The 20,310-nt window shown below is 59.9% G+C and carries 18 protein-coding genes and 1 other RNA gene; 11 read left to right on the top strand and 8 right to left on the bottom strand.

Going from position 1 to position 20,310, the window contains the following annotated elements:
- The 3 genes from ettA to metF all read left to right on the top strand — a co-directional run.
- Positions 1-1,437 (top strand): energy-dependent translational throttle protein EttA (ettA, locus tag PMI03_RS20615; RefSeq protein WP_007697258.1); only part of this gene is annotated, 1,437 nt, incomplete at its 5' end.
- A gap of 194 nt (positions 1,438-1,631) precedes the next feature.
- Positions 1,632-2,657: a metalloregulator ArsR/SmtB family transcription factor gene (locus tag PMI03_RS20610; protein ID WP_007697255.1), complete on the top strand. Its 1,026-nt coding sequence runs from the start codon at positions 1,632-1,634 to the stop codon at positions 2,655-2,657.
- 1 nt (position 2,658) lies between these two features.
- Entirely contained in the window at positions 2,659-3,555 is an 897-nt protein-coding gene (gene metF, locus PMI03_RS20605) for a methylenetetrahydrofolate reductase [NAD(P)H] (RefSeq protein WP_007697252.1), read from the top strand.
- Positions 3,556-4,017: 462 nt separating this feature from the next.
- On the opposite strand, the gene PMI03_RS20600 is transcribed toward metF, so the two are convergent.
- The 5 genes from PMI03_RS20600 to PMI03_RS20580 all read right to left on the bottom strand — a co-directional run bounded on the left by PMI03_RS20600 (position 4,018) and on the right by PMI03_RS20580 (position 9,284).
- Positions 4,018-4,911 carry a DMT family transporter gene (locus PMI03_RS20600; protein WP_007697249.1) on the bottom strand — a complete coding sequence of 298 codons (894 nt, stop codon included), beginning with the start codon at positions 4,909-4,911 and terminating at the stop codon, positions 4,018-4,020.
- Between the two features lie 131 nt (positions 4,912-5,042).
- Positions 5,043-6,287 (bottom strand): lytic murein transglycosylase, encoded by a 1,245-nt coding sequence (locus PMI03_RS20595; protein WP_007697245.1) that lies wholly within the window; start codon positions 6,285-6,287, stop codon positions 5,043-5,045.
- A 79-nt stretch (positions 6,288-6,366) separates the two neighbouring features.
- On the bottom strand, positions 6,367-7,158 hold the full coding sequence (locus PMI03_RS20590) for a GH25 family lysozyme (RefSeq protein ID WP_007697242.1): 792 nt from the start codon (positions 7,156-7,158) through the stop codon (positions 6,367-6,369).
- A gap of 207 nt (positions 7,159-7,365) precedes the next feature.
- On the bottom strand, positions 7,366-8,040 hold the full coding sequence (locus tag PMI03_RS20585) for a class I SAM-dependent methyltransferase (protein WP_007697239.1): 675 nt from the start codon (positions 8,038-8,040) through the stop codon (positions 7,366-7,368).
- Entirely contained in the window at positions 8,037-9,284 is a 1,248-nt protein-coding gene (locus PMI03_RS20580) for a DUF3419 family protein (RefSeq protein ID WP_007697235.1), read from the bottom strand. The genes PMI03_RS20585 and PMI03_RS20580 overlap by 4 nt, the downstream gene beginning before the upstream one ends.
- Before the next feature lie 189 nt (positions 9,285-9,473).
- Here PMI03_RS20580 and PMI03_RS20575 point away from each other — a divergent pair, with 189 nt between their 5' ends.
- The gene (locus PMI03_RS20575) at positions 9,474-10,862 is read left to right on the top strand and encodes a serine hydrolase (protein WP_007697232.1); all 1,389 of its coding nucleotides are present in this window, start codon (positions 9,474-9,476) and stop codon (positions 10,860-10,862) included.
- Between the two features lie 34 nt (positions 10,863-10,896).
- Here the strand turns inward: PMI03_RS20575 and PMI03_RS20570 are convergent, their stop codons facing one another.
- The 3 genes from PMI03_RS20570 to PMI03_RS20560 all read right to left on the bottom strand — a co-directional run bounded on the left by PMI03_RS20570 (position 10,897) and on the right by PMI03_RS20560 (position 14,078).
- Positions 10,897-11,802 carry a lytic transglycosylase domain-containing protein gene (locus PMI03_RS20570; RefSeq protein WP_007697228.1) on the bottom strand — a complete coding sequence of 302 codons (906 nt, stop codon included), beginning with the start codon at positions 11,800-11,802 and terminating at the stop codon, positions 10,897-10,899.
- A gap of 369 nt (positions 11,803-12,171) precedes the next feature.
- Positions 12,172-12,807 carry a LysE family translocator gene (locus PMI03_RS20565; RefSeq protein ID WP_007697224.1) on the bottom strand — a complete coding sequence of 212 codons (636 nt, stop codon included), beginning with the start codon at positions 12,805-12,807 and terminating at the stop codon, positions 12,172-12,174.
- Positions 12,808-12,866: 59 nt separating this feature from the next.
- Positions 12,867-14,078 carry a pyrophosphate--fructose-6-phosphate 1-phosphotransferase gene (locus tag PMI03_RS20560; RefSeq protein WP_007697221.1) on the bottom strand — a complete coding sequence of 404 codons (1,212 nt, stop codon included), beginning with the start codon at positions 14,076-14,078 and terminating at the stop codon, positions 12,867-12,869.
- 286 nt (positions 14,079-14,364) lie between these two features.
- On the opposite strand from PMI03_RS20560, the gene PMI03_RS20555 reads away from it, so the two are divergent.
- The 7 genes from PMI03_RS20555 (at position 14,365) to rsmH (ending at position 20,309) form a co-directional block, all read left to right on the top strand.
- The gene (locus PMI03_RS20555) at positions 14,365-15,075 is read left to right on the top strand and encodes a DnaJ family molecular chaperone (RefSeq protein ID WP_007697218.1); all 711 of its coding nucleotides are present in this window, start codon (positions 14,365-14,367) and stop codon (positions 15,073-15,075) included.
- Positions 15,072-15,833 (top strand): N-acetylmuramoyl-L-alanine amidase, encoded by a 762-nt coding sequence (locus tag PMI03_RS20550; RefSeq protein WP_007697215.1) that lies wholly within the window; start codon positions 15,072-15,074, stop codon positions 15,831-15,833. The genes PMI03_RS20555 and PMI03_RS20550 overlap by 4 nt, the downstream gene beginning before the upstream one ends.
- Positions 15,834-16,098: 265 nt before the next feature.
- The gene (locus tag PMI03_RS20545; protein WP_012651826.1) at positions 16,099-16,656 is read left to right on the top strand and encodes a lytic transglycosylase domain-containing protein; all 558 of its coding nucleotides are present in this window, start codon (positions 16,099-16,101) and stop codon (positions 16,654-16,656) included.
- 82 nt (positions 16,657-16,738) lie between these two features.
- The gene (locus tag PMI03_RS20540; protein ID WP_007697210.1) at positions 16,739-17,932 is read left to right on the top strand and encodes an FAD-binding oxidoreductase; all 1,194 of its coding nucleotides are present in this window, start codon (positions 16,739-16,741) and stop codon (positions 17,930-17,932) included.
- Between the two features lie 67 nt (positions 17,933-17,999).
- An RNA gene (gene rnpB, locus PMI03_RS30760) (RNase P RNA component class A) lies at positions 18,000-18,399 on the top strand.
- Between the two features lie 429 nt (positions 18,400-18,828).
- Positions 18,829-19,269 (top strand): division/cell wall cluster transcriptional repressor MraZ, encoded by a 441-nt coding sequence (mraZ, locus tag PMI03_RS20535; protein ID WP_039974387.1) that lies wholly within the window; start codon positions 18,829-18,831, stop codon positions 19,267-19,269.
- 14 nt (positions 19,270-19,283) lie between these two features.
- A complete protein-coding gene (gene rsmH, locus PMI03_RS20530) occupies positions 19,284-20,309 on the top strand; it encodes a 16S rRNA (cytosine(1402)-N(4))-methyltransferase RsmH (protein ID WP_007697197.1) in 1,026 nt (341 codons plus the stop codon).
- Position 20,310: the final 1 nt, after the last annotated feature.

The following is a 20,310-nucleotide window of genomic DNA, read 5'->3' as shown; positions in this document are numbered from 1 at the left end:
GGCTACCTGCCGCAGGAGCCGCAGCTCGATCCGGCAAAGACCGCGCTTGAAAACGTCATGGAAGGCGTTGCGGCGAAGACGGACGTTCTCAATCGCTATAACGAACTGATGATGAACTATTCCGACGAGACGGCGGAAGAAGGCGCCAAGCTCCAGGACATCATCGACGCCCAGAACCTCTGGGACCTGGAAAGCCAGGTCGAGATGGCGATGGATGCGCTCCGCTGCCCTCCGGGTGATGCCGACGTCACCAATCTCTCCGGCGGTGAACGTCGTCGTTTGGCACTGTGCAAGCTGCTGCTGTCGCAGCCGGACGTGCTGCTGCTCGACGAACCGACCAACCATCTCGACGCCGAAACCATTGCCTGGCTGGAAAAGCATCTGCGTGCCTATCCGGGCGCCGTGCTGATGATCACCCACGATCGCTACTTCCTGGATAACGTCACCGGCTGGATCCTCGAACTCGACCGTGGCCGCGGCATTCCCTACGAAGGCAACTACTCCTCCTACCTGCTGGCGAAGGCCAAGCGCATGCAGCAGGAAGGTCGCGAAGAGGCCGGCCGCCAGAAGGCGATCGCCCGCGAACAGGAATGGATCGCCTCCAGCCCGAAAGCACGTCAGTCTAAGTCCAAGGCCCGTATCCGCGCCTATGACGAGCTGGTCGATGCCGCAGAGAACCAGCGTCCCGGCGACGCGCAGATCATCATTCCGGTCGGCGAGCGTCTCGGCCAGGTGGTCATCGAAATGGAAGGCATCAACAAGGGCTATGGCGACCGGATGCTGATCGAAGGTCTGTCGCTGAAGTTGCCGCCGGGCGGTATCGTCGGCGTCATCGGTCCTAACGGCGCCGGCAAGACGACGCTTTTCCGCATGATTACCGGCCAGGAAAAGCCGGATAGCGGTTCTATCCGTATCGGCGACAGCGTTCATCTCGGCTATGTCGACCAGAGCCGTGACGCGCTCGATGGCAGCAAGACCGTCTGGGAGGAAATCTCCGGCGGTGCTGAAGTCATCAAGCTCGGCAAGTATGAAATGAACTCGAGAGCTTATTGCGCGACGTTCAACTTCAAGGGCGGCGATCAGCAGCAGAAGGTCGGCAACCTCTCCGGTGGCCAGCGCAATCGCGTGCATCTTGCGAAGATGCTGAAGGCCGGCGGCAACGTCCTGCTGCTCGACGAACCGACCAACGACCTTGACACCGAAACGCTTGGTGCGCTCGAGATCGCGCTCGAAAACTTCGCCGGCTGCGCCGTGATCATCAGCCACGATCGCATGTTCCTCGACCGCCTGGCCACGCACATCCTCGCCTTCGAAGGCGATAGCCATGTCGAATGGTTCGAGGGCAACTTCGAAGACTACGAACAGGACAAGATGCGTCGCCTCGGCGTTGACAGCATCAACCCGAGCCGCGTGACCTACAAGCGTCTGACACGATAAGCTCGCTGCTTTCCTGCCATCGAGAACCCCGGCTTGTCCGGGGTTTTTCTTTGTTCTGGCGAGGGAAATGCGTATTCCTCCGCCGACAGATACTAACAGATTTCCGACGTCCGAATGTCTCCGGCCGCGAATTGGCTCTTGCAGATTGCGGCAAAATCACATAAAGATATCTTTATATCTTGATTGGGTGACGAATGACGGATCTGGTTAAACTGGGCTTGGACAATCTGGTGGATGTGCTGAAGGCGGCAGGTGAGCCGACGCGGCTGCGCCTGCTGGCGCTGCTCGCAGCTGGTGATCTGACCGTCACCGATCTTACCGAAATTCTCGGCCAGTCGCAGCCCCGCATCTCGCGGCATCTGAAACTGCTCGGCGAGGCCAGCCTGATCGACCGTTATCAGGAGGGCGCCTGGGCTTATTTCCGGCTGAAGCAGGACGGCAAGGCGGTGATCCTGGCGCGCGAGCTTCTCCGACACACGGCCGAAAACGATCCCGTATTGCTGCGCGACGGCGAGCGCCTGACTGCCGTCAAGCGTATTCGCGCCGAGCGGGCGCAAGCCTATTTCAGCCGCAATGCCGCCGAATGGGACGAACTGCGCCGCCTGCATGTCGCCGACGAGGATGTCGATAAGGTGATGATCGAGTTGATCGGCCCGCAACAGATCGACGCTTTTCTCGATCTCGGCACCGGCACCGGCCGGATGCTGCAATTGCTGGCGGGGCACTATCGCCGCGCGGTCGGTATCGACGCCAGCCGCGACATGCTGGCCGTAGCGCGCGCCAATCTCGACCGGTCGAACATCACCGCCGCTTCGGTGCGGCATGGCGATATCTTCAATCTGCCGCTCGAGGCGCAGGATTTCGATCTGATTACCATCCATCAGGTGTTGCATTTTCTGGATCAGCCGGAAATCGCCCTCAACGAGGCGGCGCGAATGCTGCGGCCCGGCGGCCGGTTGGTGATCATCGATCTGGCACCGCACGGGCTGGAATATCTGCGCGACGAACATGCACATCTAAGGCTCGGTTTCTCCCATCAGATGATGTCGGATTGGTTGAAAGCGGCGGGGCTTGATGTCGAGCAGGTGCAGGACCTTCATTCGGGGAGGGAAGGCGGCTCAGGGTTGACGGTTACGATCTGGCTGGCGCGCGACCCGCGGCTGCTGATCGCTGCCGAACAGAGCCGACAGGCATCCCCCATTCTTGCTGGGAGAGTTTGATATGTCTTCGAAGAACGAGAACGGCCAAAGCGGCATCCGTATTTCCTTTGAATTCTTCCCCCCGAAATCGGAGGAAGCCGAGGCGCAATTGTGGAATACGGTCGAGGAGCTCAGCGAATGGGAACCGGAATTCGTTTCGGTCACCTATGGCGCTGGTGGCACGACCAAAACGCCGACATTGTCGGCCGTGCGCCGGATGATCCACGAGACCCCATTCACCACCGCGTCGCATCTGACTTGCGTGGGCGCAACGCGTGAAGATACGCATCGGGTCATCGATGATTTTCTCGCAACCGGTGTTCGCCGTTTCGTGGCGTTGCGTGGCGATCCACCAACGGGCGTCGGTTCCGCCTATCAGCCGCATCCGGACGGTTATGCCAATGCTGCCGAACTGGTGGCGGCCCTGCGCGAGCGTGGTGATTTCGATATTTCCGTGTCTGCCTATCCGGAAAAGCACCCGGAGAGCCGCGATACCGCGGCCGACATCGACATGCTGAAACGCAAGGCCGATAACGGCGCCGACAGGGCGCTGACCCAATTCTTCTTCGACAATGATGCTTTCGAGCGTTATCACGACCGCGTTCGCGCTGCCGGTATTACGATTCCTGTCGTGCCGGGCATCATGCCGATCCAGAACCTAACGCAGTTGAAGCGTTTTGCCGGCGCTTGTGGTACCAGCATCCCCTCCTGGCTGGACGATCGGTTTGACGGCCTCGATGATAATGCCGATGAACGCGCCAAGGTCGCCGCCGATGTCGCCGCCGAGCAGATCAAGGATCTGGTGCGGAGGGGCATCCACGAGTTCCATCTCTATACGATGAACCGTTCGCCGCTTGTCTCGGCTGTTCTCGAGCGATTGGGTCTGCAGCGCAAGGCGGATGCGCGCGCCGTCGCCTAACGAAACCCGGGAAATGTAGCCATGAAAAAGCGCATGTCGATCTTCGGCATGCGCTTTTTAAATGGAATAGTTGTTTTGTTTGCTTTCAGGAGTTCGGTTGTCTGCGGCAGTCGTTCTTCGTCAGATGAAAAGCATCGTCACGACGAATAGGAAGGCTGCTCCGACCACTAGGACGTTGATGGATCGTGTCAATCCCATGTCTTCCTCCTTAGTCAACCGTTAGAGTCTATGTCGGAAATGTGTCGCTTGGAAAGCGAATTCGATGCTGCATCGCGGCACGAAACGTAGAAATTGAATCTGGATATCAAAATAAGCTATTGTTTTAATTCGAAAAACCTTCCGTTCACGAAATTTAATGTATCGTTAATTTGGCTGTGAACAAGGTTAAGGTGTACGCCCTTTGCTGAAGTATCACCGGATAATCCTTGGCACTCGTTATCGGCGGCTCGCGCCTGGCGGTAGTCACGCGTAAACCCGTCCGTCCAGAATGAGCAGGCCCGCACCGATCAGCAGCATGCCGATGATTTCCGGCAATCCCAGTCGTTCGCCGAGGAAGAGGAAGCCGAGCAGGATGGCGCTTGGCGGGACGAGCAGGGTGACCAGCGAGGCATTGGTGGCCCCGGCGAGCGCCATGATGCGGAAATAGAGAATGTAGGCAAGGGCGGTGGACAGCAGTGCCATGCCGAGAATGGCGGCGATGACGCTTGCTGGCGGCGTTGCCAGGGTCCAGGGATGATCCACCAGAAGGGCTGCCGGCAGCATGATGATCGAAGAGCCGGTCAATTGACCCGCCGCTACAACAGGCGGAGCCATACCTTTGAAACGCTTGGCATAGATTGCCGCGAAGCCATAGGAGATCGCGGCGAGGATCGGCAGGAGCAATGCCCAGAGCGGGATTGCGGCAGCGCCTGTCACGCTCGGCCCGAGCAGTACGATCGTACCGGCGAGCCCCGTCAGGCAACCGGCGAGCTTGGTGGGCGTCAGCCTCTCATCCGTGGTGAAATGATTGCCGATCAACACGGTCCAGATCGGTGTCGTCGCGTTGAGGATGGAGGCGAGTCCAGCACCCATTTGCGTTTGGCCAATGAAGATCAACACATGCGGTATGGCGTTGTTAATCAGGCCGAGCAGAAGGAATTGCCGCCAATGCGTTCTCAGCAGATCATAGATCTGGAGGCGGCCGGCGATATAGAGATGCAGCGCCAGAGCCGCCAGAGACAGACGGAGGAAGACCAGCGTAAACGGCGGGACGGAGTGCACGGCGATGCGGGCGAAGAAGAACGAGCCGCCCCAGATCAGTCCGAGCGCCAGCAGCAGGCTCCAGGTGAGTGCGTTCATGCCGTTGTTGGTCGTCATCGGGCGTCTCTCCTCGTCTTTCGCCTATTCTGGGGATATGAGAGAGGTTCTCCACCCGTTTCCTGCGGGAGCTTTGCCGAAAAACAAAAAGGCGACCCGAGGGCCGCCTTTCGCTGGAAGAGACGCAAATCTCAAAGGGCGTTCAGCAATGCCTGTGTCGCCCAGCCGTCGGCCGGGAGGCCAAGGCGGAACTGTTCCTTCTGGATGGCAACGCGCGTGCCGGAGCCGAGGATACCGTCGATCTTGCCGACGTCATAACCGCGAGCCTGGAGCTTGGTCTGCAGCGCCTTCATATCGACGTCGTTCAGGCCTTCTTCCGGCATGCCCTTGTTATAGGTCGGGGCGCCGCTCAGGCGTGTGGCGAAATAGGCGGCGGATGTCGTGTAGATGAACGACTGGTTCCATCCGAGATAGGCGTTGTAGTTCGGATAGGTCAGGAAAGCCGGACCCTTGCGGCCCTGCGGCAGGATGAGAGCGGCGGGCAGCGAGCCGAAATTGGTGTTGCCGTCGCGCGGCTTCACGCCGAGTTGGAACCAATCGCCGGCCGTGAGTGTGCCGCCGATGCCGGATTTCTCCCATGGGAGATTGTCAGGCAGAGCAACTTCCTGCAGCCAAGGCTGACCGCGCTGGAAGCCGAGATGCTGGAGGAAACGCGCGGTGGTCAGAATGACGTCGGGCGCGCTGGTCTTCAAATTGACGTGGCCGTCGCCATCGCCGTCCGTGCCGTAAGCAATGATATCGGGCGGCAGCATCTGCGTCTGACCGATTTCGCCAGCCCATGCGCCGGTCGTGGTTGCCGGATCGACATCACCACGCTGTACCAATTCGATCAGTGCGATCAGACGCGGGCGGAAAAATTCAGGGCGGCGGCAGTCATGCGAGAGAGTGACCAGCGCGTTGCGGGTGTTGAAATTGCCCTGAACGGCGCCGTAATCGGTTTCCATACCCCAGAAGGCGGTGATGACGCCTGGAGGTACGCCATAGTCCTTCTCGGCCTTGGCGAAGACATCGGCATACTGCTTCATCTTCTGGCGGCCGATATCCAGCCGGCCCTGGCTGACAGTGCGCTGCGAGAATTCTAGGAAGGTTTGGCGGAACACGCCCTGGCTGCGATCCATGGCGAGGACCTTGGGATCGATCTGCGCCCCGGCGAATGTCTTGTCGGCGGATGCGGCATCCGCGCCGTCCGCGATCGCGTCGGCCTTGACGCCCGCCAGGAACGTAGAGAGGTCACCATCGCAAGCGACCTTGGCAGCGCCGCTACCCTCCGCATTCGACGGGGCGGCTGGCGTCGCGCTCTGCGCCATTGCCACGCTCGTCATGGCTGAAGCGAAGATCAACGCGAGTGCGCTGCGTCGGATGGTATGGCGGTCCATGGGCGATCCTCTTTTCTGACAGAATAGGGTCGCTTTCACAGAAGATTGTGACAGAAGCAAGAGAGAAGTTAGAGCAGTGTCAAGAATTTCCCTGCTTCTCTACTGCCGCTACCCAATTCTGCCAATTCTGCTCGGAGCCGGCGAAAACATTGATGTCCGTCGGCCCCTTGATGCCGGGAATGACGCCGGTTGAGGTATATTGCCAGAAGGCCCAGGACCGGTCGGTATAGGTCGCCGTCGGATGCTTGGCGACCGAGCGGACCCAGAAGTGATAGTCCTTGAAGTAACCTGCAAGATTCTCGCGATGGAAGTCGACCGAGGTGTAGATGATCGGGCGCTTGCCGTAATAGGCTTGCAGGCGATCCATGAAACGCTTCATTTCCGTCCGGACCGTCTCCGGAGCCGGTCTGGTACGGCAGGTTGGGGAGCCGGGATTCCATTCCACGTCAACAACAGGCGGAAGCGCCATGGCATCCTTGGGCACGTTGCGGATGAACCAATCGGCCTGCTCGTCTGCCGTCGAGCAGAAATAATAGAAATGATAGGGTGCGTGCAGGATGCCGGCCGTGCTGGCTTCCTGCCAATATTCGCTGAAGCGCGGATCGATCCTGTCCTTGCCTTCGGTCGCCTTGATGAAGACGAAGGAAACACCGGAGCCTTTGACCGTCTGCCAGTCGATATCGCCCTGCCATTTGGACACGTCGATGCCGTGGATGGGATGGCGCTCGGGGTGATCACGGCCGAAGTCCTGCGGCTTGGTATCCTTGAATCGTGTTTTCGGAAGGGACGCTGTCTGGAGAGCGTCATAGCCCGTCGTGCAGCTGTTCAGGAGAAGGGCGAGCGGCAGTAAGCACAACAGAAGCCTGCGCATGGATATCCCGTTATGGCGCGAGTGATCTTGCTGCCCCAAGGTTTGGCTTCCGTGATGTCTGGTCCCCGAAAATCCAAAGAAGCGGCGGGCCAAGCTGCTTGCAGCTCGGCCTTACCACTTTATTCACCATATCAACGTAAAAAATCCGTTATCTTCAAGTAAATTCTTATACTTGAAGCGCAAAACAGCCGAATTCCGGTCTTTGGCCTAGGCGATCGGTTTGATGATGACGGCTCTCCAGGCATAACCCCGCCCGATCTCTTCGAAGATCAGCTTAGCGCCGCGAGTTTCAACCCGTTCTTCCAGCACCGTGCGCAGGTCGGCGCGCGGGGTGACATGGAACTTCTTCAGCCAGCCTTTCAGCACGGTGCGGAACCAGCCGGGCAGGCGCTCCTGCTGGCCGAAATCGACAATATGCAACTCGCCGCCGGGGGCGACGGCATCGAGCGATGCATCGATTGCACTCTTCCAATCGGGGATCATCGACAGCGCATAGGAGACCATGACGCGGTCGAAACCGCCGACACCAAATTCGGTGGATGAGAAAGCGGTGGCGTCGGCGACGCGGAAGTCCGGCATCTGCTTCAGGCCACGAAAATTATTGCGGGCCGAGAGCAGCATTTCCTGGGAAATGTCGAGACCGTAGAGCTTGGCAGAGGGGAAGCGGCGATGCGCCAGCAACATATTGCGGCCGGTGCCGCAGCCGACTTCGAGCAGGGAGCCACCGAAGGGGACGTTGAGATGGGCGATCGTGCGATCACGACCGAAGAGGTAGTATTTGCGGGTCAGGTCGTAGATGTGCCGCTGGTAGCGGTACATGCCGTCCATCAGTCCGGCATGGTTCTTCGAATTCGTCTCAAGGCCTGTATCCGCCTGGCTCACGATTTTTTCCCGTAGATATGGAAGCCGCCGTAGATCGCCGAGCGGTCGCGGACGTTCAGTGCCTGCGAGCGCTCTTCATCATAGGCCCATTGATCGCGGATCGCGGTCGAAAGGCGGCCCTCGATGATGCTCTTTTCGGCGGCGGTGCGGAAGATGACGCGCGCGCCTTCGCGGGCCGTGCGGGTGATTTCCGCCCAGAGTTCGTTGAGCTGCTCGTCGGTCATCCAATCCTGCGCGTCGAGCAGGATGTAGCGGTCGCGCGAGGCGGCGGGCTTGGAGGCGAGCAGCTCGGTGAAGTTGGCATGATGCACGCTGACGCGATCAGCATTGGCGCGGATGGCGGCGTAATGCTCGGGCTTCAGATAGGTCGGCAACGGACCCTGATGCTGAGCGGCATAGCGACGCGCGAAGGCCTGCCAGGCAAAATAGTTGTCCTGCATCGGGAAATGGCAGGCCAGCTTTTCCAAGCGATGCCTCAGGACACCGGAAATGGAATCGTCGCCGGCAAGGCTCGCAAGCTCGTCATATTGCTGTGGCGGAATGCCAAGTCCGAAAAGTGAGCTTTTGCGGCCGAGCAGCCAGCGCACCATCGGCCTGTCGAAGATCGGCGCAATCTCGTTGTCGAAGAACTGCCGCTGCTCGCGCAATGTGCGGGCTTCGGTCAAGGGGGCGAGGCGGACGCCGTGCAGGCGCGCCAGCACATGGGCGGCGCCGATGAAGCGGCCGAGCAGGCCGGTCTTGTAGATGTTGCGGTTGAACACCGTAACGCGGCGGCGGCCGTACATGTCGCGACCGTCCCAATAGGCGGCGGTTGCCGGGTCGAGCCGTGGTGCGATGAACTCTTCGTATGCCTGGCTGTTCGTATCGATGCCCGGCGTGGCGAAGAAACGCACCAAGTCAGCATGGCCGGGCAGGAGCCGGAAGGCGGCGAGCTTGAGCTTGTTCAGCGCGATATGGTGACGATTGAGGTCGACCACGTCGATCGAAGCCGGGCTCTGCGAGAGATAGGCGAGCATATTGCAGCCGCCGGACCCAATGGTGACGATGCGATGATGCGGCTGAAGCTCCATCGCCTCCATGTCGATATCCGGATCCTCCCAGATCTGCGGATAGACGAGGCCTGAGAACAGCATGCCGAACAGACGTTCGGAAAAGCCGGCCTTGGACAGGGCCTTGTGTTGCAGCAGAGCGTCCTTGAGTTTCCGATTCTTGTGGAGACCGGCTTCCGGGGCGAATTCCGTCATCTGAGTCTTGTCACCAATTTGTCAGGTTCAGGGCGTGTAACCCGGCAATGCTACAGTCTGATGACGTGGCCTGTTGGTAGCTTCGGCCATGCGGTGGCCGCGCGGATATTTGCGGAACTGTGATGACGATAGGTCTTTCATATTGCGGCGTTTCCTGATTGTGTCCGCAGACCTTTGGAGGTGTATGGCATGCGTTTTATATCGAGAGCGATTACGGCTCTTGTTCTTTTATTGCTGATCATTGTTGCCGGTGGCATCGTCTGGCTTTCCGTTTCGCCGCCGGAATTGCTGAGGGTCGGCGACGGCTATGCCGCCAAGATCGTCTGCTCGAACACCTTTATCGCCAAGCGCGATCCCGATCAGGTACTGGCGGATGACGTGCAGGCGCCGGGTAATCCGGCGCTGAAACTCGTCCGGGTTTCGGTCGATCGGGAGGAGGGGGTGGTGACCGCCCGCATCCTCGGCATGTTTGCGCCGAACTATGCGCTCTATCGCGGCGCGCTCGGCTGCGTGACAGTGCCGGATGGTGACCTGCAGGCAGCTCGTAGCGCGGTTTTCCTGAACAAGGTCAAAATGCCAAAGCGCGATTCTCCCTGGCCGGATGGAGACAAGGTCGCGGGCGATCAGGATGCGACAGGCGCGGCGCTCTCGAAGCTCGTGACCGATCCGGCTCTTGCCGGCCCGTCCATGCGCGCCGTCGTCGTGATCAAGGATGGTCGTATCGTGGCGGAATCCTATGGCGAGGGGTTCGGCAAGGGCACGCCGTTGATCGGCTGGTCGATGACGAAAACGGTCAATGCGGCGATCATCGGCCGGCTGATGCTGACCGGCCGCATGTCCTTCGATGATCAGAACCTTCTGCCGCAGTGGAGTGCCGACGCCCGCAAGAACATCAAGCTCAGCGATCTCCTCGGCATGGAAAGTGGTCTCGCCTTCAACGAGAGCTATGGCGCGGTATCGGACGTGACGCGCATGCTTTATCTCGATCCGGACTCGACCGGGATCGCTGCAAACGCGCTGCAGCAGGCTCCTGCCGGCGAGCGTTTCAGCTATTCGAGCGGCACGGCGACGCTGCTTTCAAGAGTTTGGATGAACAAGCTCCCGAACGAAAGCACTGCGATCGCCTATCCGCGCGATGCCTTGTTTGCGCCGCTCGGCATGTCGAGCGCCGTGCTGGAGGCCGACGAGCGCGGCACCTTTATCGGCAGTTCCTATCTCTATGCGACGGCTCGCGACTGGGCGCGCTTCGGGCAGTTCCTGTTGCAGGATGGTGTGTGGAAAGGCCAGCGCCTGTTGCCGGAGGGTTTCGTCGGCGCGATGCGTACGCCGACCAAGGCATCGGAAGGCGCCTATTCGCAGGTTCAGGCCTGGCTTGCCGGGCCGGGCGGCTCGGATGCGCAGTTCGGCCTGCCGGCGGATACGTTCTGGATGCTCGGACATGACGGCCAGAGTGTTGCCATTGTTCCTTCAGCCAATCTTGTATTGGTGCGGATGGGATTGACGCCGAGCTGGCTGGACTACAAGCCGCAGATCCTGCTGAAGAAGATCCTGGATGCGACAACGCCGGCCAAGACCTGAGGTCCGACCGGCGTTTGAAATTTAAAAAACGAGATCAGTAATTGCCGTTGGCGACGTCCGTCAGGCCCTTGCGCTTGGCGTCATAATAATAGCCACGCGCATAGAGCTGAACGGCCTTGACTTCCTTGTTCTCGGCCTTGTTATCAGCGACCATCCACGCGCCGCGCAGATATTTCGCGGCATATTTGATGTTGGTTTCGGCATCGAGCAGACCCGACGCCGGGCCTTCATAACCCATCGACTTGGCGGTGTTGTACTTGATCTGCATCAGGCCGAAATAGCCGGCCTTGTTATAGGCTTTCGGATCGTAACGGCTCTCGCGATGAACGACGCGATGAATCAGCGATTCAGGGATTTCGTAAATCTTGGCGTATTTCTGGATGAGCTTCGTAACATAGCTCTTTTCCGCCGGCGGCACGTTGGATTCGTAATTCGGAGTGGTCAACACGGCTGAAACGACAGTAGGGCCGCTGGTGTCGAAGTTGAAGTCGTAGCGCATGCGGTTGTCGGCATAACGCAAGGCGCCGATCTGCTGGGGTGCGGCGTAGGCGACTTCGGCAGGCGCCATGACTGGTGCATCTTCATCCGGGCGTGGTGTTGGCACTGCTACTGAGCGGATTGCCGCGACGTCCGACGTCATAGGAATGGTTGATTGAGCGGCGGAGGCCGAGCTCGAGACCGGAAGAAGCGCGCTATCGCCGGGGCGTGCCGGGTTTGGCATCGGGATGGCGACAACGGCAGGGATAGGCGGTTCGTCGGAAGCGGCATAGGCCGCCGCTGGAGACGTGTTTGCGGTCGGCACGCCGGTCGCGGCCGCGATGGCAACCGTGCCCTGGTTTGGGGCGTTGGGAGCATTTGCAGCCGGAGCGCCCATGCGATCCTGGGCTGCCTGGATCTGGCCCTGGCCAACCGAACCGGCTTGAACGCGGTCGGACTTCATCAGGACTGCCTGCTGCTGGGGCTGGCCTTGCACGCCGGTCGCAGGAGCGGCGGACGCTACGGCAACGCCTCCCGTGGACGGAGCAACAGCGCCAGTCGTCGAGGCTGTATTCGGATGCGGCACGTTGGTTTGTGCCGACGGGAGCCCGGCCTGGGACGTCTGTTGCTGAGTGCTAGCGCACCCCGCAAGAGCGCCGCACATCATTGCCGAAAAGGCAACGCTGCGCTTAAGGCTGGGAAATCCAATCGCTACCATTCTGTCACTTTCGAAAAACCACCCTGTGTCCCGCGATGCAATTTCGTCACAGGATCGCTAAATTTATGAATTCCCATTAACCTATGAATGATCCCATCGCAACCCTGGACGGCCTCAAGCGGCCATCCGACGGTATCCGGCGGTGACGGCGCCGGCCGCGATCAACAGGGTTCCGCCCGTCCGGTTGACGGCGCGTTGCACGCTTGCCTTGCGGATAAAGCCGCGCGCCATATCGGCAACGAAGACGTAGACCAACGAATTCAAAGCCGCCAAAGTCAGGAAAGTGGCTTCCAGAATAAGGGTTTGCTGGAGGAATGGCTTCGACATATCGAGAAACTGCGGCACGAAGGCGATGAAGAAGACGATGCTCTTCGGGTTCAGGGCCGTTACAACATAGGCGTGCATCAGAATTTTGAGTGGTTTTTCCTCAGGAAGATTGTCGTTGTCACCCATCGGACCAGTCACGATCGGCGCACGCCAGAGCTTGATTCCAAGGAACATAAGGTAGGCTGCGCCGACCAGCTTCAGGACCGTAAACAGCGTCGCCGAGGTGGCGAGCAGCGCGCCAAGACCGGCAAGCGAAGCTGTCATCGCGGTGAAGTCGCCGAGCGTTACGCCGGTGACCGTTGCGAGCGCCGTCTTGCGGCCATGACCCAGCGCATAAGAGATCACGAGGAGAATGGTCGGGCCGGGAATTGCCAGCATGATGCAGGATGCGGCGGCGAAAGCGAGCCAGGTTTCAATTGTCATGGAATCCTCCTCTATTCCTTTTCGCCGCCAGCAAAGACATTTGATTTGCGATCCGTCAATTAGGATTGCGTGTATTTCTGCCCGATATGATCCATAACCCCAGCAAACCACGGCAAGGACAGATCGAAGGGTTTGCCGCCCTTGATGCGCGGGAATTCGATGGTGCGCAGCTTGCCGCCCTGGCCTTCGTCATGGCCGGTGACGCCGGACACCTTGTTCAAGGCGCTTTCGACCGCGAGGTCGACCATGCCCTGGATCAGGCGCAGATCCTCGCCGTTGGCCGGCGCCGAGCGGGCGAAGTAACCCGACTTCTGCACCATGGAGCGCTCAGCTCCGAGGAGGGACGCGAATTGCTTCTGGAACCAGCTGCCGACATTGATGGTGTCGATCTTCACATGGCCGAAGGCGTCGCGCTTGATGGTCTCACCGGAGGCCTCGCGCTCGGCGACGATGGCGTCGAGTGCAGCACCTTCCGAGACGAACAATGTCACATGACCGGTCTTGTTCATCAGCGATTTAAGGCGGTCGGCCTCGGCCTCAATGTCAAAGTCCATTTCCGGCAGATAAAGGCCATCGATGCTCTTCATCTCGGCATTGGTCATGAAGCCTTCGACATATTCATTGGCACTGGTCTTCTGGATATAGGCGCGGGCGGTTGCCGCCGTCAGCCAACCGCAGCTGCGGCCCATGACTTCATGGATGACGAGGGTGCGCGGTGCAGCGGTCTGTTCGTTGCTGACATTGTCGAAGAAGTGCGCACCGACTTCGGCGGCCGTCCAGGCGCCGAGAGACTGGCGGATCGGCACTACATCGTTATCGACCGTCTTCGGCAGGCCGACTACGGTCAGATCGTAGCCATTGGCGCCGAGATAGGCAGCGAGATCGGCCGCCGTCGTGTTGGTGTCATCGCCACCGATCGTGTGCAGGATGGTGACGCCATCGGAGGCGAGGCGTTCCGCGGCGACGCGCAGCGGATTTTCACCTTCCTTGACCAGGCCGCGTTTGACGCAGTCGGCGGCATTGGTAAGCTTGACGCGGCTGTTGCCGATCGGCGAACCGCCGTAGCGGTGCAGCAGGTATGCATCCTCGCGCATGCGGGGGGTGATCTCGATGCGGTCGCCCAACAGAACGCCCTGATAACCGGAGCGATAGGCGATGAGATCAAGATCGGGCGCGACGTCGGTATAACGCTGGATCAGGCCGCCGACAGCGGAAGAGAGACAGGGCGCCAATCCGCCTGCGGTGAGCATTGCGACTTTCTGTTTGGCCATGGGGATCCTCCTTGCAGCCGTACTGCATCATTTCGGTGAGTGCCGTCGGAATGGATGCGACAGGCGGGCATGGCTGTAAAGTAAAGAATTTAAGAAAATCGCGCTTTGCTGGTTATCGCCACAGGGAATATTCCCAGTCGCATGAGTTTGAAAACGACGGTACCGAACACGGTATCATTACTGAATTGTGAAAAGTGTTTTCGGTCTTGCGACCAATGGACAGCTTGCAATCGCAACCATTATTTGATCAACGTGTTTCCTATCAGGAAGGATGATTAAGGCCGTGATGTCGTTTTGGGAAAAGTTGCTGAATGCTGTTGGCAGCACCGCTGGCAATGCCCTGTCGGCTGTGGTCGAAGCTATCCGCACGCTGTTTGAAGGCGACCCGGAAACTCGCCGCAAGGTTGCTTTTTCCGTCGCTATCATTGCGCTTTCCGCCAAGATGGCGAAGGCCGATGGCGTGGTGACCGAAAACGAGGTCAATGCCTTCCGCGAGATCTTCGAATTCCCGGAAGATCAGGCGAAGAACGTTGCTCGCCTTTATAATCTGGCGCGTCAGGACGTCGCCGGTTACGAGGCCTATGCCGAGCGGCTGTCGTCGCTTTGCGTTACCTGCGCCGCCAATTGCCCGGTCCTGGAAGACGTGCTCGACGGCCTTTTCCATATCGCCAAGGCCGATGGCCTGATCCATGAGAAGGAAATGGCTTTCCTTCAGCACGTCGCGCAGATTTTCCATATGAGCGAGCAGCGCTTCGAGCAGATCATGGCGCGCCATGTCAGCGCCGACGGCCGCGATCCTTACAAGGTGTTGGGCGTTTCGCCCCAGGATGATTTCACGACCATTCGCCGCCGCTATCACGGCCTGGTCTATGAGAACCATCCCGATCGTCTCGTTTCGCGGGGCGTGCCGGAGGAGTTCCACGTCATCGCCAATGAGCGTATGGCGGCTCTCAACGCCGCTTACGAGGAAATCGAGAGAGAACGCCGCGCCGCATGAGTTCCTTTCCGGCAGATTTTGCTGGCGCCAGCGTGCAGCCGTCGCCGAACCATGGCGAGCGGGAGGGCGGGCGCAAGCCGGACATGATCCTTCTGCACTATACGGGCATGGGCACAGCCGAAGGTGCGCTTGATTGGCTCTGTCGCGCCGAAAGCCAGGTGTCGAGCCATTACTTCGTCTTCGAGGACGGGCGGGTGATCCAGCTCGTGCCGGAGGAGCGTCGTGCCTGGCACGCCGGCAAAAGCCTGTGGCGGGGCGAAGCCGACATCAATTCGCTGTCGATCGGCATCGAAATCGCCAATGCCGGTCATCCCGGCGGGCTGCCGGATTTCCCCGACGCGCAGGTCGAAGCGGTCATCGAACTATGTCGCGATTGCGGCCAACGCTGGGCAATCGCGCCTGAGCGGGTGCTCGGACACTCCGATGTCGCCCCTGTTCGCAAGGTCGATCCGGGCGAAAAATTCCCCTGGGCGCGACTGGCGGCCGCGGGTGTTGGCCACTGGGTCGAGCCGGCGCCGATCACCGGCGGGCGGTTCTTCCAGAAGGGCGATGTCGGCCAGCCGATCGAGGCGTTGCAGTCCATGCTTTCGCTCTATGGTTATGGAACTGAAATTACAGGTGAATTCTCCACCAAGCTGGAAGGGGATGTTCAGGCTTTTCAGCGTCATTTCCGTCCGGAGCGGGTAGACGGTATTGCTGATTTTTCGACCATCGACACGCTGCATCGCCTGCTCTCCAGCCTGCCTCGCTTTTCCTGATATAAGCCGTCCCTTGTTGACGGTTGCAGGCCAGCTCTCGAGCTGAAAAAGCCTAAGGTGCTGCGCTGCCACATGATTTCCCTATTATTTCCGCATTGCACTGGTCTAACGGCGCTTGCTGAACGGCGGCCGTGCAAGTTTAGTTTGTGTGTCGCACGGCCGTAAACAAACAACGGGGACCGTGCCCTCCGGCGGCTCTTTTTGCCTCCCGCCGGACTGATGGTGGATGCCATCCGCGATCCCACGCCTGGAGACAAAAGACTACATGAAAAATTTGATTGTTGCGGCGGCAGCGTGCGTGAGCGTGTTGCTGACAGGATACGATTCTGCCTTTGCAGGCCAGCGTGGCGAGAGAACCGAGACCGTTTCATTGCGGATCACCAAGCGCACGGCCAACTATCCGATATCGGGTGTCCCCGCGGAACTGCGCGACGTGGAAAATTCCTTCACCGGACGAAAAGCCTATTCGGCGCTGATTACCAAATACGCCAAGCAGAACGGCGTGCCGGTCGAACTGGCGACTGCCGTTGTCCAAATCGAAAGCAATTTCAATCCGAGAACGCGTGGCAGCGCCGGCGAGATCGGCCTGATGCAGATCAAGCCGGCGACGGCACGGCTGATGGGTTATTCCGGTAGCACCAAGGGTCTTTACGATCCCGAGACGAACATCAAGTTCGGCATGAAATACCTTGCCATGGCACAGGATCTCGGTGGCGGCCCGACCTGCAATACCATCCTCAAATACAATGCCGGCCACGGCGCGACCCGCATGAATCCGATCTCCAAGAGATATTGCGGCAAGGTACTGGCGCTGCTCGACTAAGGTCGATTTCCAGCGGGATCGCGAGTAGGGCGGAATCGCTTTCCATGTTATCGAACGCGTGATCATTCGTGAGGGACGTAATATGGCAGCGGATTTCAGGTTCATCGTCGTCGGGCGAGGAATGATGGGGGCGGCAGCCGCCCGCCATCTGGCCAGACAAACGGACGGTATCGCCGTCATCGGCCCGGACGAACCGGAAGACCGCGCCAATCATCAGGGTGTGTTCGGCAGTCACTATGACGAGGGCCGCATTACCCGTACTATCGATCCCGACGCCGACTGGGCGCGCCTCGCCAACCGGTCGATCGCCCGCTATGCCGAGATCGAGCGCGACAGCGGCATCCAGTTCTATTCGCCGGTCGGCTGCCTTGTCGTCGGACCGAAGCGGGGTGGAGCCGATGCCTATGTCGCCGACGTCATCGATGCGGCATCTCGGTTGGGCGTCCGTACCGAGCTTTTGGACGGTGCCGGGCTGAAGGCGAAATTTCCCTTCTTCTCTTTCGCGGAAGGCAGCGAAGGTGTCCACGAGCCACAGGGCGCTGGCCATATCAGTCCCAGGCGGCTGGTGAAGGCGCAGTCGCTGCTGGCGGAAAAGGTGGGAGCGAAGGTCATCAAACAGACCGCCGTCTCCATCCGCGACGAAGGCGGCCTGGCGGCCGTCACCACGGCAGAAGGCGAGACGTTCCATGCCGAGAAAATTCTGCTTGCCGCCGGCGGTTTCTCCATTGCGGAGAATCTGTTGCCGCGACCAGTTGAGATGAAGGTTTATGGCCGCACGGTAACTTTCTTCGAGGTCAGCAAGGATGAAGCCGAGGCGATGTCGGCGATGCCGTCGCTGATCTCCAAGACGCTCGACGATGCCGACAGCATCTATATGCTGCCGCCGATCCGCTATCCCGATGGCAAATATTACATGAAGATCGGCGGCGATCCGGACGACCTCCAATTCGATAGCGAGCCGGAACTACGCGCATGGTTTCGCACAGCCGGCCGCGATAAGGCGCGCGATCACCTGGCGCGGATTTTCCACGAGTTGGTCCCCGGCGTGACCCGGCCGTCCTCGCTTACCAATTCCTGCGCCGTTTCCTATTCGCCGACCGGCTACCCGATGATCGGCTATACGTCTTCGCCGCGCGTGGCGGTTCTGACTGGCGGCTGCGGCACGGCGGCCAAGAGTTCGGATGAGATCGGCAGGCTTGGCGGCGAGCTGCTGCTCGAAGGTCGAATCAAGGACGACGGCTACCGCACGGATTTCTCAGCACATTTCCGCGCCTAGGTCGAAGCTGGGATAAAGCCGTATATTTCGGTGGCAATTGCCGGCTGTCTCGGTTAATGAGCCTCTGCCAGTTGGCCGGGCAGCCGCGCTTTACCAATGCCGAAAGGCGGTAGGGGGAGGAAAGTCCGGGCTCCACGGAAACACGGTGCCGGATAACGTCCGGCGAGGGCGACCTCAGGGAAAGTGCCACAGAAAGCAAACCGCCTGATTCTTGGATCGGGTAAGGGTGAAAGGGTGGGGTAAGAGCCCACCGCGTCTCTGGCGACAGCGACGGCACGGTAAACCCCACCGGGAGCAAAACCGAATAGGGATGACGCGGAGCGCGAAAGCGCTCCAGCCCGTTTCCGGGCCGGTCATCCGGGTGGGTTGCATGAGGCGGCGCGCAAGCGTCGTCCCAGATGAATGGCTGCCACGTTCCGGCCTCGGTCGGAGCCATACAGAACCCGGCTTACAGGCCAACTGGCAAATCATCCTTCGCGTCGCCGATGCCTCGTCATCCGGGCTCGCGGAACATTTTTCAGGCGATCGAAAGCCTTGATTCTCAGCCTTTCCGCCATGTCCGGAGGAAGCGTTTTCACCTGTGAAAACAAACCGTTTTGGAGCGTCTGTACAGGGCGATCATAACCATTCGTTAAACTTAACGGCTTATGAATATTTAGGCTGTGGCCACGTCTGTGTGGCTTCATCCCATTGACGCCCATATGGTCCCATGGTATCCCAAAAGCACATTGCACAAGGGCAAATCAGTGCCCATTCATCGCAAAGCCATGATCCCTCCCTTCAAGGAGGAGTCGGAAGAGTGTTCGTTCTTTCGGCTTGCGAAGCTGTGTCCGATTTTGGCTGTGTCTGTGGGCGAGTAGTTGCCCGTGGGTCATGGGGAACGGGTGTTTCGCGTCATGAACCGCTTCCTGTCGAATGCGACAAACAGGATCGATGCCAAGGGCCGGGTTTCCGTGCCGGCGGCGTTTCGGTCCGTGCTGGCGGAGCGCAATATCCAGGAGCTGTACTGTTTCCAGGATTTTGTGTTTCCGGCGATCAGCGTCGGCGGCCTCGATCTGCTCGACCGGTTCGAGCGGCAGATTGCGGCGGACGATCCGTTTTCGCCGGCGGCGAACCAGATGTCGCTCCTCATTCACGGGGGCGGGGTCTTTATGAAGCTCGATGCGGAAGGGCGGTTGATGGTCACGGATTTCATCCGCGACTTCACCGGCATCGCCAACGAGGTGACCTTTGTGGGTCGGGCGGATCATTTTCAACTGTGGCAGCCGGAGGCTTTCCAAGCCTTGCAGGCGCAGGCACGAGAGGAGCGCAAGCTGGCGGGGCGGCGCTCGGAATAGAACGGGGAAACGGAATGGTGGCGAATTCAGGCGGAGGTTTGACTGATGCCGATGGCGGACCGGTTCGCCACATTCCGGTTCTTCTCAAGGAAGTACTCGAGGCGCTGGCGCCTGCTCCCGGCAAGCTCATTCTGGACGGCACGTTCGGTGCCGGCGGTTATACATCGGCCATCCTGGCGGCCGGCGCCGATATGGTTGCGCTGGATCGCGATCCGACGGCGATCGCTGCGGGGCAGGCGATGGTCGCCGCGCATGCGGGCCGTCTGACGCTCATTCAGTCACAGTTTTCGCAGCTCGCCGATCATGCGCCGCAGGGCGGGCTTGATGGTGTCGTGCTCGATATCGGCGTCTCCTCCATGCAGCTCGACGAGGCCGAGCGCGGTTTCTCGTTTAGCAAGAACGGACCGCTCGACATGCGTATGTCGGCAAGCGGCGTGTCGGCAGCCGATGTCGTCAATCACGCCAAGCTTGCCGATCTCATCCGCATCTTCGTCTTTCTCGGCGAGGAGAAGCAGGCTCCGCGGATCGCCCATGCGATCGAAAAGCGCCGGGCGGAGGCACCCTTCGTCACCACTCGCGACCTTGCTGGTCTGATCGAAATCGTCACGCCGCGAAAGGCCAAGGACAAGATTCATCCGGCCACCCGCGTCTTTCAGGCGCTGCGCATCTTCGTCAATGACGAGCTTGGTGAACTGGCGCAGGCGCTGTTTGCCGCCGAGCGGGCGCTGAAGCCGGGCGGGCGTCTGGTCGTCGTCACTTTCCATTCGCTGGAAGATCGCATCGTCAAGAAGTTCTTCGCCGATCGCTCCGGCCGCGCCGGCGGTTCGCGCCATATGCCCATGGTGCATGAGCGGCTGGCGACGTTCGATCCGATCGGCAAGCCGATGATTTCGGCGAGCGATGCGGAGGCGGAGATCAATCCGCGGGCGCGTTCGGCTAAGCTTCGCGCCGGCCTTCGCACCAGTGTTCAGGCCGAGGCCGCCGATCTTTCTATCTTCGATCTGCCCAATCTCGCCAGTCTCGGAAAGCTCGGAGGTTGAT

The organism is Rhizobium sp. AP16 (assembly GCF_000281735.1).
Lineage (GTDB): Bacteria > Pseudomonadota > Alphaproteobacteria > Rhizobiales > Rhizobiaceae > Rhizobium > Rhizobium rhizogenes.
The sequence above is the reverse complement of the archived record's forward strand: the minus strand, read 5'-3'. Positions and strand labels throughout refer to the sequence as shown.